General features: G+C 72.4%; 9 protein-coding genes and 1 pseudogene. 4 read left to right on the top strand and 6 right to left on the bottom strand.

Annotation, left to right across the window (positions count from 1 at the left end; all coding sequences use genetic code 11):
* Window positions 1-113 precede the first annotated feature (113 nt).
* From AB0J08_RS08820 to AB0J08_RS08805, 4 genes are all read left to right on the top strand, one after another.
* On the top strand, window positions 114-950 hold the full coding sequence (locus AB0J08_RS08820; RefSeq protein ID WP_360629156.1) for an SDR family oxidoreductase: 837 nt from the start codon (window positions 114-116) through the stop codon (window positions 948-950).
* Between the two features lie 63 nt (window positions 951-1,013).
* Window positions 1,014-2,471: a cytochrome ubiquinol oxidase subunit I gene (locus AB0J08_RS08815; RefSeq protein ID WP_360629153.1), complete on the top strand. Its 1,458-nt coding sequence runs from the start codon at window positions 1,014-1,016 to the stop codon at window positions 2,469-2,471.
* The gene (locus tag AB0J08_RS08810) at window positions 2,468-3,487 is read left to right on the top strand and encodes a cytochrome d ubiquinol oxidase subunit II (protein ID WP_360629150.1); all 1,020 of its coding nucleotides are present in this window, start codon (window positions 2,468-2,470) and stop codon (window positions 3,485-3,487) included. Before AB0J08_RS08815 ends, AB0J08_RS08810 begins: the two co-directional genes overlap by 4 nt.
* A gap of 64 nt (window positions 3,488-3,551) precedes the next feature.
* Complete coding sequence (locus AB0J08_RS08805; protein WP_360629147.1) at window positions 3,552-5,324, top strand: cation:proton antiporter; 1,773 nt, start codon at window positions 3,552-3,554, stop codon at window positions 5,322-5,324.
* Window positions 5,325-5,569: 245 nt separating this feature from the next.
* On the opposite strand, the pseudogene AB0J08_RS08800 reads toward AB0J08_RS08805, so the two are convergent.
* The 6 genes and pseudogenes from AB0J08_RS08800 to AB0J08_RS08775 form a co-directional block, all read right to left on the bottom strand.
* A pseudogene (locus AB0J08_RS08800) lies at window positions 5,570-7,397 on the bottom strand (glycoside hydrolase family 15 protein).
* A gap of 130 nt (window positions 7,398-7,527) precedes the next feature.
* On the bottom strand, window positions 7,528-8,301 hold the full coding sequence (locus tag AB0J08_RS08795; protein WP_360629143.1) for an aminotransferase class IV: 774 nt from the start codon (window positions 8,299-8,301) through the stop codon (window positions 7,528-7,530).
* Between the two features lie 140 nt (window positions 8,302-8,441).
* Window positions 8,442-10,052 carry a trehalase family glycosidase gene (locus AB0J08_RS08790; RefSeq protein ID WP_360629140.1) on the bottom strand — a complete coding sequence of 537 codons (1,611 nt, stop codon included), beginning with the start codon at window positions 10,050-10,052 and terminating at the stop codon, window positions 8,442-8,444.
* Window positions 10,052-10,876 (bottom strand): carbohydrate ABC transporter permease, encoded by an 825-nt coding sequence (locus AB0J08_RS08785; RefSeq protein ID WP_360629137.1) that lies wholly within the window; start codon window positions 10,874-10,876, stop codon window positions 10,052-10,054. The genes AB0J08_RS08790 and AB0J08_RS08785 overlap by 1 nt, the downstream gene beginning before the upstream one ends.
* Before the next feature lie 7 nt (window positions 10,877-10,883).
* Window positions 10,884-11,828, bottom strand: coding sequence for a sugar ABC transporter permease (locus tag AB0J08_RS08780; protein WP_360629134.1), 945 nt, complete (start codon window positions 11,826-11,828; stop codon window positions 10,884-10,886).
* Window positions 11,825-13,120, bottom strand: coding sequence for a sugar ABC transporter substrate-binding protein (locus AB0J08_RS08775; protein ID WP_360629131.1), 1,296 nt, complete (start codon window positions 13,118-13,120; stop codon window positions 11,825-11,827). Before AB0J08_RS08775 ends, AB0J08_RS08780 begins: the two co-directional genes overlap by 4 nt.
* Window positions 13,121-13,124: the final 4 nt, after the last annotated feature.

Genomic DNA, 13,124 nt, shown 5'->3' with positions numbered 1-13,124 from the left:
GGATACCGCCGCCCCGAATGGCCGACCGGGGCGAGCCGCCCGCCCGGCCACCGGCCCGGGCCCACGAGTGTGGTCCACCGGTGCCGACGTGCGGCGAGCGACGGGAGACAGTCATGGCAGTGCCTGTGGATGAAGCCAGGCGGTCGGTGCCGCCGATCCTCCGGGGGCAGAAGGCCCTGGTGACCGGTGCGAACTCCGGGATCGGCAAGGCCACCGCGATCGGCCTGGGCCGGGCCGGCGCCGACGTGGTGGTGAACTACGTCTTCGGCGCCGAGGCAGCCGAGGAGGTGGTCGAGGAGATCAGGTCGTTCGGGGTGCGGGCCTACGCCCACGAGGCGGACGTCTCCCAGGAGGACCAGGTCGTCGCGATGGTCGCGCGGATGGTCGAGGAGTTCGGCACGATCGACGTCATGGTGGCCAACGCCGGACTGCAACGGGACGCCGCCGTCACCGAGATGACCCTCGCCCAGTGGCAGAAGGTGCTGGACGTCAACCTCACCGGCCAGTTCCTGTGCGCCCGGGAGGCGGCGAAGGAGTTCGACCGCCGCGGCGTGGTGCCCGAGGTGTCCCGCTCGGCCGGGAAGATCGTCTGCATGAGCTCGGTCCACCAGATCATCCCCTGGGCCGGCCACGCGAACTACGCCTCCTCCAAGGGCGGCGTCCTGATGCTGATGCAGACCCTGGCGCAGGAGCTCGCCCCCCGGGGGATCCGGGTGAACGCCGTCGCGCCCGGCGCGATCCGCACGCCGATCAACACGTCCGCCTGGGACACCCCCGAGGCCGAGGCGGACCTCCTCCGGTTGATCCCGTACCGCCGGGTCGGCGATCCGGAGGACATCGCCAGGGCGGTGGCCGTCCTGGCCTCCGACCTGATGGACTACGTCGTCGGCGCCACCCTCTACGTCGACGGCGGGATGACCCTCTTCCCCGGCTTCGCCACCGGAGGCTGACCGCACCGTGGACGACCGCACCGTGGACGACCGCGGGGCCGAGCGCCGGCCGCGCAGGCCGGTATGACCACCGCCGCACACCTCCTGGCGAACGCCCCCGCGCAGCTGCTCCCGGCCCGGGAGCTGATGGCGTTCACCCTGGCCTCCCACATCACCCTGGTGCCGCTGGGCGTGGCGCTGCCCCTGATCACCCTGCTGATGCACTACCGGGGCCTGCGCCGCGCCGACCCGGTCGCGCTCCTGCTGGCCCGCCGGTGGTCCGCGGTGATGGCCGTCCAGTTCGCGGTCGGGATCGTCACCGGCACGGTGCTGTCCTTCGAGTTCGGGCTGCTCTGGCCCGGCATGATGGGCCGCTGGGGGGACGTCTTCGGACTCGGCTTCGGCGTGGAGGCCTGGGCCTTCTTCCTGGAGGCGATCCTGATCGCGATCTACCTGTACGGCTGGCGCCGGCTGAAGCCGTGGACGCACTTCTGGCTCGGTGTCCCGCTGCCGCTCGCGGCGCTGATGGGAGCGTTCGGCATCATCGCCGCGAACTCGTGGATGAACACCCCGCAGGGGTTCACCCTCGACGCGAGCGGGAAGCCCGTGAACGTCAGCGTCCAGCAGGCGATCTTCACTCCGATGTTCGGCCCGCAGTACTGGCACTTCGCCGTCGCGATGTTCCTGACGGCGGGCTACGTGGTGGCCGGCGTCTACGCGGTCGGCTGGCTGCGCGGCCGCCGCGACCGCTACCACCGCCTCGGCTTCACCGTGCCGTTCACCGTCGCGGCGATCCTCACCCCCGTCCAGTTCGTACTCGGCGACAACATCGCGCGGCAGATCTACCACAAGCAGCCGATCAAGTTCGCCGCGGCCGAGCTGGTCTGGGACACCGACACCCACGTACCCGAGTACCTGTTCGGCCGCCTCCAGGAGGACGGCAGCGTCAAGGGCGGCCTCAGGATCCCCCAACTCGACTCCGTCCTGGCCGGATTGAGCCCCGACACCCAGGTCACCGGGCTCAGCTCGGTACCGGCCGACGACCGCCCCACCGCGCTCCAGGCGACCATCGCGCACTGGGCCTTCGACATCATGGCGACCGTCGGCAGCGTCCTGATCCTGCTCGTCCTCTGGTACGCCTGGTGCTGGTGGCGCCGCCGTGACCTGCCGACATCGCGCTGGTTCTTCCGCTGCGCGGCCCTCGCCGGCGTCGCCAGCGTGGTGACGGTGGAGTGCGGCTGGATCACCACCGAGGTCGGCCGGCAGCCCTGGATCGTCTACGGGAACATGCGGGTCTCCGAGGCGGTCACCCCCACCGGCGCCGCCTCGCTGTGGACCATGTTCGGCATCGTCGTCACGGTCTACGTGCTCGTCTTCGGGGCCTTCCTCGCCGTGCTGCTGAAGATGCGCACCCGCTGGCGCCTCGCCGACTCCGACGCGGCGCCGACGCCCGCGGAGGATCCGGAGGCCGACACGCCGTACGGCCCGCCGCCGGCCGCCGGTGCGCCGGGCACCCGTCGAGCACCCGGGAGCGAGCTGTGACCGCGACCGTCGTCGCCTGGATCCTGCTGCTCGCGATCGCCGCCTACGCCGGCGGCGGTGGCGTGGACTACGGCGCCGGGTTCTGGGACCTGCTGGCCGGCGGCGCCGAGCGCGGCGCCCGTCCGCGCCGGCTGATCGACCACGCCATGGCGCCGGTCTGGGAGGTCAACAACGTCTGGCTGATCTTCGTGCTCGTGGTGATGTGGACCGGCTTCCCGGCGTTCTTCCAGACCGTGTTCACCGCGCTGTGGCTCCCGCTCGCGCTGGCGGCCGTCGGCATGGTCCTGCGCGGCGCCGGGTTCGCGCTGCGCAAGCCCACCCGGCGCCTCGCCGAACGCCGGATCTACGGCGCCGTGTTCGCCGTCTCCTCGCTGCTCACGCCGTTCTTCCTGGGCGCCGCCGTCGGCGGCGTGGCCTCCGGCCGGGTCGCGCCGGGCACCACCGCCTCGGCCGACGCGTGGGCCAACACCACGTCGATCACGGCCGGACTGCTCGCCGTCGCGGTCACCGCCTTCCTCGGCGCGGTGTTCCTCACCGTGGACGCCCGCCGCTTCGGCGCCCACGACCTCGTCGGCTACTTCCGGCTCCGGACCCGGATCGCCGCCGCCGGCCTGGTCGTCGTCGGCGTGATCGGGCTGACCGTGACCGACCCGCACGCCTCCTACGTCCACCACGGACTCACCCACGGCGCGGGACTCGCCCTCGTCATCGTCGCCGTCGTCGCGCTGGCGGCCACGGTCCTGCTGGTCGCCGGGCAGGCCGCCGGGTGGGCCCGGTACACCTCGGTGGCCGCCGTGGTCCTGCTGGTCGGCGCCTGGGGCCTCGCCCAGCGGCCCTACCTGGTGCCCACCTCGCTGACCGTCCAGCAGGCCGCCGGAGCGAGCGCGCCGCTCCAGTGGATGCTGATCGTCGCGGGCGTGTCGCTCGTGCTGATCGGCCCGGCACTGGTCGTGCTGTACCGCCTCGACACGCACGGCGTGCTGGAACCCCTCACCGACGAGGACGTCGCCGGATGACCCGTCCGCCGGGCGGCGGCCCGGTCGACCGGACCGGGCGGACGGCCCCCGAGGAGCAGGCACGATGACATCGACGCAGGTCACGGTGGGCCTCGGACTGATCATGGCGCTGGCCGTCGGCTCCCAGCTGCTGGCGAGCCTGCTGCGGGTACCGGCGATCCTCCTGCTGCTGCCGGCCGGGTTCACCGCGGGCGCGCTGACCGACGACGTCAACCCCGAGAAGCTGCTCGGCGCGGCGTTCTCCCCGCTGGTCTCGCTCGCCGTGGCGGTGATCCTCTACGACGCCGGCCTCGGGCTCGACCTGCGCCGGCTCAAGGGGCACACCCGCAGGGTCGTCGTCCGGCTGATCGGGCTCGGGGCCCTGGTCACCTGGGCGTCGGCGGCGCTGCTCGCCGTCCCCGTCATCGGCATCCCGTTGGGCGCGGCCGTCATGCTGGGCGCGATCCTCGTGGTCAGCGGTCCCACCGTGGTCGGGCCGCTGCTCGGCTTCGTCCGCCCGAGCGAGCGCCTGCAGCGCATCCTGGTCTGGGAGGGCACCCTGATCGACCCGCTCGGCGGCATCCTCGGGGCACTGGTCTTCCACGGCGTGCTGGCCGGCGAGCAACAGGGCCTGGCCACCCAACTGGGCAGGTTCCTCGGCAGCGCGGCGGTCGGCCTCGCCGGTGGCGCCGCCGGAGCGGCGCTGCTGCGGTGGCTGCTGGGCCGGCTCGACCTCGGCGAGGTGCTCGGTACGACGGTGCAGCTCGCCACCGTGGTCTCGGTGGCGGCGGCCTGCGACGCCTTCCGCGACGACACCGGTCTGATCGCCGCGGTCGTGATGGGCATGGCCCTGGCCAACCTGCCGGGCCTGAACCTCTCGGCCCGCCGGCCCTTCTTCGAGACCCTGGTCTCGCTGACCATCGGCCTGCTGTTCATCACGATCTCGGCCACCGTGACCCCGCACTCCCTGCGGCACCTGGTCCTGCCCACCCTCGGCCTGGTCGCCGTGCTCGTCCTGCTGGTCCGGCCCCTGGTGGCGTTGCTCTCCACCGCCCGTACCGAAATCCCTTACCCGGAGCGCTGGTTCATCGGCTGGATGGCACCGCGCGGCATCGTCGCCGCGGCCACCGCCTCCACCTTCTCGGCCGCTCTGGTCGAGGCCGGGGTCGACGGCGCCCAGGACATCCTCCCGGCCACCTTCGTCGTGATCGTCGCCACCGTCATGGTCTACGGCCTGACCGCGCTCCCGGTCGCCCGGTTCCTCGGGGTCCGCCGTCCGGCGCGGTCGCGGCCGCTGCTGGTCGGCGGCGACCCCTGGGTGGTGGACCTGGGCCGCGCCCTGCGCTCGGCCGGCCTCGACGTGCTCATGTGGGCCGGCCTCGACCGGGAGCGCCGGAGCATCACGGAGGCCGGTCTCGCACTGGCCCCCGGCGAGCTGCTCGCCGCCGCCACCGGCGCCGGGGCGGAGTTGGAGGGCATCACCGACGTCCTGCTGCTGACCGGCGAGGACGACTTCAACGCGCTCGCGGCGATGACCCTGAAGGAGACGGTCGAGGGCCCCGTCCACCGCCTGGAGCCGCCCACCAGCAGCCACGGCGTGGTCGCCCCGTACACGGACGGCGAGGCGCTGTTCGGACCCGGGCTCAACCGGCCCGAACTGGCCCGCCGGTACGCGGCCGGCGCGCGGATCGTCACCCACCGGGTCGACGGCGCGATCCCGGCCGGGCACGACGTGCTGTTCCTGGTGCGGCCGGACGGCCGCCTCGCCGCCGTCACCGGGGCCGGCGCCCCGACGCCGGGCGGCGGCGACGTGGCCGTCCTGCTGACACCCCCGGCCGGTCCCGCGCCCGCGCCGTAGCCGGTCGCGCGGGCCGTTCAGCGGATCCGCGCCGATGCCCTGGAACTCGTGCCGCAGCCGCTTCGGTCCGACGACGTGGCAGAGTCCGTCGAGCCGGCAGAGTCCGGTGAGGTGGCAGAGCGCGTCGAGGTGACTGTCGGCGTCGTCGTGCACGTTCATGCCGAAGTGGTCGGTGGCGACGCCGAGTCCGGACTCTCCTGCGGACTGCGCGCCGTCGCACCGATGGCCGTCGCTCCCGGTCCGGGTCAGCCGCGCTGCCGGTCCAGGGCCTGGTCCAGCGTGCCGGCCGCCATGATGAGCGACAGGTGGGTGAACGCCTGGGGGAAGTTGCCGAGTTGCTCCCCGCTGGGCCCGACCTCCTCGGCGAACAGGCCGACGTGGTTGGCGTAGGTGTGCATCTTCTCGAAGGTGTACCGGGCGGGCCGCAGCCGGCCGGCCCGGGCCAGTGCGTCCACGTAGAGGAAGGTGCAGAGGCTGAAGGTGCCCTCCGCGCCGCGCAGACCGTCGGGCGAGGCGGCCGGGTCGTACCGGTAGACCAGGCTGTCGGACACCAGGGTGCGGTCCATCGCGTCCAGCGTGCTGAGCCAGGACGGGTCCCGGGGGGCCACGAACCCGACGCGGGGCATCAGCAGCAGCGAGGCGTCCACGGCGTCCCCGCCGTAGTGCTGCACGTAGGCCTGCGCCTCCTCGTTCCAGCCGTGCCGCATGACCTGCTCCAGGATGGCGTCGCGGGTGCTCGTCCAGCGGTCGGTGTCGGCCGGGCGGCGGAAGTCGGCGGCCAGCCGCAGGCCGCGGTCGAAGGCCGCCCAGCACATCACCCGACTGTAGGTGAAGTCCTGGCGGCCGCCGCGGGTCTCCCAGATGCCCTCGTCGGGCCGGTCCCACGAGTCGGCCAGCCAGTCCAGCAGCCGGGACAGCAGCTTCCAGCCCCGGTAGCCGGCCTGGACGGCGATCTCGCGGCCCTCCGACAGCGCGTAACATCACCTCGCCGTAGATGTCGAGCTGGAGCTGGTCGGCGGCCGCGTTGCCCAGCCGCACCGGTGCGGAGCCGCGGTACCCCTCCAGGTGGCCGAGGATCTCCTCGGTCAGGATCGGCTCGCCGTCGACCCGGTACATGATCTGGAGCGGTTCGCGATTCGTCGAGGCCCGCTCGGGTGCCTCGCGCACGCGGTCACCGAGCCAGTGCGTGAAGGCCGTGGCCTCCTCGACGAAGCCGAGGTCGAGCAGGGCGCGGACGGAGAGCGAGCCGTCGCGCACCCAGGTGTAGCGGTAGTCCCAGTTGCGCTCGCCGCCCACCTGCTCGGGCAGGCCCATGGTGGCCGCGGCCACCGGCGCGCCGGTGGGGGCGTACGTCAGCAGCTTGAGGGTGATGGCGGAGCGGTTGACCATGTCGGGCCAGCGGCCGCGGTAGTTGGAACCGCGTACCCAGTTCTGCCAGAAGTCGGCGGCGTCCCAGAGTTCCGCGGTGATCCCGTCGACGGTGGGCCGCGGTGGCGGCTCGCCGTCGGGGTCGCAGGCGGTGAGGACGACGGCCGCCACCTCCCCGACGTTCAGCGTGACGGAGCCCCGCAGGTCGTCGCCGTCCCGCTCCACCGGGAAGGTGCTCCGGACGTAGGCGCAGACGCCCGGGGCCCGGAAGACGGCGAGGTCGGGCTGCAGGTCGAGGACGTGGTCAGCCCGGGCATAGTCGAACCGCGGGCGGCACTCCATCTCGAAGCGGACGGTGCCGCGCACGGTGCGCGCGGTCCGCACGATGGTGTGCCGGTCGGTCGGGGTGCGGCCGGTGTGCGGCGGCATCCAGTCGATCACCTCGCCCACCCCGTCGGGGGACATGTACCGGGTGACCAGGAGAGCGGTGTCCGGGTAGTACAACTGCTTGCAGGCCACGCCGGCGCTGTCCGGCGCGAGCCGGAAGTAGCCGCCGTGGTCGTGGTCGAGCAGCGCGGCGAAGATGCTCGGGGAGTCGAAGCGCGGGGCGGCGAACCAGTCCACGACGCCCCGCGAGGTCACCAGTGCGGAGGTCTGCAGGTCGCCGATCAGGCCGTGCTCGGCGATGGGCGGGTAGCGATCCATCGGAGTCCCCAGGTCGGATTGGTCCTTCACCTCACTATCGGCCCGGGCGGGCGGATGCGCCCGTCGCGGCGGCGGAGCGGCGGCCCCGGGGGCGTGAGGCGGGGCGTGGGGCATCCGGGCCGGCTTCCGGTCAGAGTGGATCGCCCGGCAGGTCGCGGTAGTCGTCACGCAGGGCGGCGATCATCGGGTGATCGTCCGGGAATGCGACCTTGTCGACGGCCGCGATCGGCCGGACGCCGATCGCGGCGTTGGTGGCGAAGGCCGCGTCGAAACCGTCGAGGTCGGTCGGCGGCACCGCCTCCGTGCGGTGCGGCCGCGCCCGGCGCAGCAGCTCCATCGTCGTGCCGGGCAGGTGGTCGGCGTCGGCCCAGACCACCTGGGAGCCGCGGACGAACCCGATGTTCCAGGTGCCGCCCTCGGAGACGCGCTGCTGCCGGTCGACGAAGAGCGCGTCGTCGAAGCCGGCCCGCTGGGCCTCGCGGCGGTGGTGCAGTGCGCCGAAGAGGCCGACGCTCTTGACCGCGGGCAGGTCACGGACGTACGGGACGGAACGGACCCGCAGCGGGAGGAGGGCGAGTCCGCCCGCGGGGCGGGTGGTCACCAGTACCCGGGGTTCGGCGGCCGCCCCGAGGTGCCCGATGTCCAGCGCCGGGTCGAACACCGTCACGCGGATCATGGTGACCGCGTCGGCGGGCGCGGCCCGCCGTGCGTACGCCCGTACCCGCTCGGGGTCGAGGTCGGCGTCGAAGACCGCCCGGCAGTCGCGGACCAGCCGGGCCAGGTGCAGTGCGAGCCCACGGACCCGGCCGGCCTCGACCCGCATCGTGGTGAAGTGGCCGAAGTTGGTGAGGGCCAGGGTCTGGAGCTCGTCCACGCGCACCGGGACGCCGTTCAGTTCCGCCATGGGCCCAGCATGGCAGCCGTGCGGGAAGGGAGGTCACCCGGTCCATGCCCTGGTCGCCTTCGACAGCCCGACGGTGCGCCCGCCGTGCCGGCGGGCGCGGCGCCGTGAGCCGGTCGCGAAACGCCGCCCCCGGTCACCGGTCACCCGCCCCCGGGGGGAGTCGTGGGGCCGGGCCGGACGGACGGGTCGGTCGCGAGGTCGACGAACAGGGCGGCGGACCAGCCGAAGCCGGAGGTCGCCCGGGGTGCGCGGGCGCCGGTCAGCGGGTTCCAGTACTCGTAGAGGCCGTCGGCGTCGCGCACCATGGCCAGGGAGCGGCGGTGGAGCTCGTCCGCGGTGTCGGCGAAGCCGGAGCGGCGCAGACCCTCGACGAGCAGGTAGTTGATGTTGAGCCAGACGGGGCCGCGCCACATCGCGTCCGGGTCGAAGGCGGGGTCGTCGAACGCGACGGTGGGGACGGGGTGTTCGCCCCAGAAGGAGCTGGAGCGAAGGGTCCTCTCCAGGGCGGCGGCCACCTCGGCGGGCAGGCGTCCGGTGAACAGCGGCATCAGCTCCAGCACCGTCCGGACGGGCACCGGCGCGTCGTCCGCCAGGGTGACGAAGCGGGTGCCGTCCCAGCGTCGGGCGACCAGCAGTTCGGCATGGGCGGCGGCGCGCGAGCGCCATCGGGCGGCGTCCGCCGGCAGGTCCAGGGCGTCCGCGATGTCGGCCAGGCGGTCGGCCTGGTGGATCAGGTAGGAGTTGAGGTCGGGGGGTTCGGCCCGGGGGCCGTAGTCCCAGACGGGGCTGTCGTCCAGGCCGGACGAGTAGGGGTGCAGATAGGCGGGGAGGCCGTCGCCGTCCGGGTCGGAGGCGGCGAACCACCAGTCGTGCGCGCGGACCAGCGCGGGGTAGACCGAGGCGAGGAACGGGAGGTCCGGGGCGCTCTGGTGGATCTTCCAGACGGCCCAGGCGGTCAGCGGCGGTTTGGTGACCGGCACCGGGTCGGGGGAGGGCGCGGTGCCGGTCGCCCGGCCGACGTGTTCGCTCAGCCGGGCGTGGTCCGCGCGGGGGAGGTCGGTGGTCTCGGCGAGCACGCCGTGGTCGTGGACGACGTCGGGGAGCCGGCCGTCGGGGAGCTGGTGGTCGAGGAGCAGCCGGATCTGGTCGCGGGCGAGCTCGGGTGAGGCGTGCCGCAGGGCCACGGCGTGGAAGAGCGCGTCCCAGTTCCAGACGCCGACGTAGCCGTACTTGGAGGGGACGAGCCCCTCGCGGCCGCCGATCGGCAGCAGGTTGACGGCCAGCGTCCACCAGGCCATCCGGGCCCGCTCGGCGAGGTCCGCCCGCACCGGTGGCAGGCGGGCGAACCAGGCGTCCCAGCGGGCCTCGGCCGCGGCGCGCACCGCCGTCTCCGACCAGGTCCCCGCCGGGCCGGCCAGCACGTGGCAGCCGGTGAGCGCGAGGGCCTGCTCCGCGCCGTCGGGCCGGCGCCAGAAGGCCTGTGCGCGGTGGCCGGCGATCACCAGGGTCGAGGCGTCGGCGAACAGCAGTGACACCCCGCCGGCGAAGGCCACTTCGGTGGGCGTGGCCGAGACGACGGGCAGCGCGCGTCCGCCGCGGTCGCGCACGACCAGCCCGCTCAGTTCCACGGTCTCCGCGAGTGGTGTCTCGTACTCGGCCCGGGCCACCCGGAGTCCGTCCGGGTGGGCCGTCACCAGCAGGCGCGAGCCGCGCTCGGTGAACGGCCGCTCGACGAGGTCCAGGGTGAACATCAGCGCCCTCCCAGGCCCGAGGAGGCCATGCTGTTGAGGATCTTGCGCTGCCCGACGAGGAAGGCGATCAGCATCGGTACCACCGTCATCGCGGACAGGGCGGCGGTCAGCCCGTAGTCGATGCCGCCGCGCTGGGCGTTGAAGGAGTCGAGCAGCAGGGGGATGGTGAAGAGGTCCGGGGTGTTCAGGAAGACCAGGGGGAAGAAGTAGCTGTTCCAGCTCGCGAGGAAGACGATGATGCCGAGCGTCCACAGGCCCGGCCGGATGTTGGGCAGGATGATTCGCCAGAAGATGGTCCAGCGGCTCGCTCCGTCGATTCGCGCCGCGTCCTCCAGTTCGACCGGGACGGCCCGGATGAACTGGCGCAGCAGGAACACCGCGAACGGGTTGGCGACGGCCGGCAGGATCAGCGCCAGGTGCGAGTCGATGAGGTGGAGCCTGGCCAGCATGATGTAGAGCGGCACGATCGTGACCTGCGCCGGGACCATCTGGGTCGCCAGGAAGAGGCCGAACACCGGCCCCGAACCGCGGAACGGTATCCGGGCGAAGGCGTAGGCCGCCATGGCGCCGGTGAACAGGGTGGCCGCGACGGTGATCGCCGCGATGTACATGCTGTTCCAGTAGGCCCGTCCGATCGGCACCTGGTGGAGGACGTCCGGGTAGTTCCGCGCGCGCCACGGCCCGGGCAGCCAGGCCAGCGGCTCGTTGATCATCTGGTTGACGCCCTTGAAGGAGGTCAGGATCATCCAGATGAACGGAAAGAGCATGAGCAGGCCGCCGAGGGCGAGGAAGGCGTGCAGGAGGAGCTGCTTCCGTTTGGTCATGCCGGCCTCACGACTCGTAGTGGACGAAGCGCTTCTGCGCCTTGAACTGGACCGCCGTGACGACGAGCGTCAGCAGCAGGAGGATCAGCGCGGCGGCGCTCGACAGGCCGAACTGGAACTCGCGGAAGCCCTGTTGGTAGACCTTGTAGACGATGGTCTGGGCGCCCTCGTTGTGGTCGGGATTGACCAGCACGTAGATCAGGTCGAAGGCCTGGAACGAGCTGATCACCGACACCACCAGGGTGAAGAAGACGGTCGGCGAGAGCATCGGCAGGATGACGGAGCGCAGCGTCTGCCACGGCCCGGCGCCGTCGATGCGCGCGGCCTCCAGCAGGCTCGGCGGGATCGTGGCGAGTCCGGCGAGGAAGATCACCACGTTCAGTCCGAGCGACGACCAGATCGTCACGACCGCGATGGCGGGGACCACCCAGTCCGGATCCGCGGGCCAGTTCGGCAGCGTGACGCCGAAGAGGTCCTGGACCGTGCCGTTCAGGATGCCGTCGGTGCCGCCGCCGAGGATCATCTGCCAGATCACCGACACCGCGACCGAGCTGGTCACCACCGGCAGGAAGTAGACCACCCGGTAGGCGGTCCGGCCCCGAACGCCGTGCAGGGCGAGCGCCAGCAGCAGGGCCAGAACGAGCCCGCCCGGCACGGTGATCAGGCCGATCTTGAGGGTGTTCCACACCGCGCGGCCGAAGAACGGGTCGGTGAGCTGGGCCTTGAAGTTGTCCAGCCCGACCCAGGTCGCGTCGCCGAGCCCGTCCCAGCGAATGAAGGACAGCACGATCGCGAAGCCGAGCGGGCCGACCAGGAAGGCCAGCAGGCCGAGCAGTTGGGGAGCCAGGAAGACCACGGCCCACCAGCGCTCCCGCCGTCGCCAGAGCGGCTCGCGGCCGGTCCGGGCGGGGCGGGCCCACCGGCGTGCCGGGGCCTGGCTGATGGCGCTCAACCCTTCTGGCCCTTCAGGTCGTCGACCAGCTTCTGGAGCTGGGTCATGCCCTCGTCGAACCCGAGCTTGCCTTCCCAGATCTTCATGAGGTGGTCGTTGATGGCCTTGGTCAGCCCGGGGACGGCCACCTCGTCGGGGTAGTTGGCGAAGCCCTTGTCGCGGACGTCGAGGAAGGTCTGGGCGTGCGCCGGGTAGTGGTCGCCGGTCACCAGGCTCTCGGCGCCCTTGATCGACGGCACGGCGCTGCCGCCCTTGAGCCGAAGCTGCTGGCCCTCCTTGCTGACGAACTCGCTCAGGAAGGTGAAGGCCTCCGCCCTGTGCCCGGTGTCCTTGTTGATGGTCAGGTAGGAGGCCGCGACCGCGCCGGGGATCGGCTGCCCGGACTCCGACGGGAACGGCACGATGTCGTAGTTCTGGCGGTCGCCGCCCTTGTCGATGCTCTCGATGACCCAGCGGCCGCCGGCGTAGAAGCCGGCCTTGTGCTTCACGAACTGGGTGGCCGCGCTGTTGCCCTCGGGCAGCAGGTCGGCGGAGGCGAAGGTCTTGTCCCGGTAGCCGTCGAAGAGGGTCCTGAGGGCCTGCCGGGCCTTCGGGTCGGACGGCGCGACGAACCTGCCGCCGTCCCAGACCTTGCCGCCGAAGCCGTTGACCAGGCTGTAGTTGGCGCCGTACCAGTTCCAGAAGACGGAGCCGTACTTGTCCGCGGCCTTGAGCTTGGCGTTCATCTCCAGGTAGGTGGCCATGGTCCACCGGCCGGCCTCGTTCAGCGCGGCCGGGTCCTCGGTGATCCCGGCGGCGGCCAGGGCCTTCTTGTCGTACCAGAGGACCTCGGGGTTGGTGTCGTTGGGGACGCCGAAGGTGACGCCGTCCTTCTTCGCGCCGCCGTAGATTCCTTCGAAGAAGTCCGCGGGCCTGCTCCTGCTGGTCGGCCCGGCGAGCTGCTCGTCGAGCGGGGAGAGCACGCCGTCGGCGACGAGCTTGCCGATGTAGTCGTCGCCGACGTAGAAGACGTCGGGGGCGGTCCCCGAGGTGAGCTGGGTGAGCAGTTTGGGGTGGTAGTCCTCGTAGGAGGCGACGGGTTCGAGCTTCAGCGTGATGTTCGGGTGCTTCCTGGTGAAGTCCTCGGTGAAGGCCTTGAAGACCTCCATGTCCTCGGCCGAGCCCCAGGTGGACCAGCGCAGGGTGACCTTGCCGTCCTTGGCGCCGCCGGCCGCGCCGGCGCCGTTGGTGCCGCTGCACGCGGACGCGGACAGCGCGATCGCCACGGCGACCAGGATTGCTCTGCTCTTCACAGCG

Source organism: Kitasatospora sp. NPDC050463, from assembly GCF_040655255.1.
Taxonomy (GTDB): Bacteria; Actinomycetota; Actinomycetes; order Streptomycetales; family Streptomycetaceae; genus Kitasatospora.
Note: the sequence above shows the minus strand (reverse complement) of the source record. Positions and strands in the feature narration are given on the sequence as shown.

What these genes read in the sequence shown, in the direction of transcription:
- AB0J08_RS08820 (WP_360629156.1), top strand. Translation starts at nt 114, where the DNA reads ATGGCAGTGCCTGTGGATGAAGCCAGGCGGTCGGTGCCGCCGATCCTC.
- AB0J08_RS08795 (WP_360629143.1), bottom strand. Translation starts at nt 8,301, where the DNA reads ATGGCGGAACTGAACGGCGTCCCGGTGCGCGTGGACGAGCTCCAGACC.
- AB0J08_RS08805 (WP_360629147.1), top strand. Translation starts at nt 3,552, where the DNA reads ATGACATCGACGCAGGTCACGGTGGGCCTCGGACTGATCATGGCGCTG.
- AB0J08_RS08790 (WP_360629140.1), bottom strand. Translation starts at nt 10,052, where the DNA reads ATGTTCACCCTGGACCTCGTCGAGCGGCCGTTCACCGAGCGCGGCTCG.
- AB0J08_RS08785 (WP_360629137.1), bottom strand. Translation starts at nt 10,876, where the DNA reads ATGACCAAACGGAAGCAGCTCCTCCTGCACGCCTTCCTCGCCCTCGGC.
- AB0J08_RS08815 (WP_360629153.1), top strand. Translation starts at nt 1,014, where the DNA reads ATGACCACCGCCGCACACCTCCTGGCGAACGCCCCCGCGCAGCTGCTC.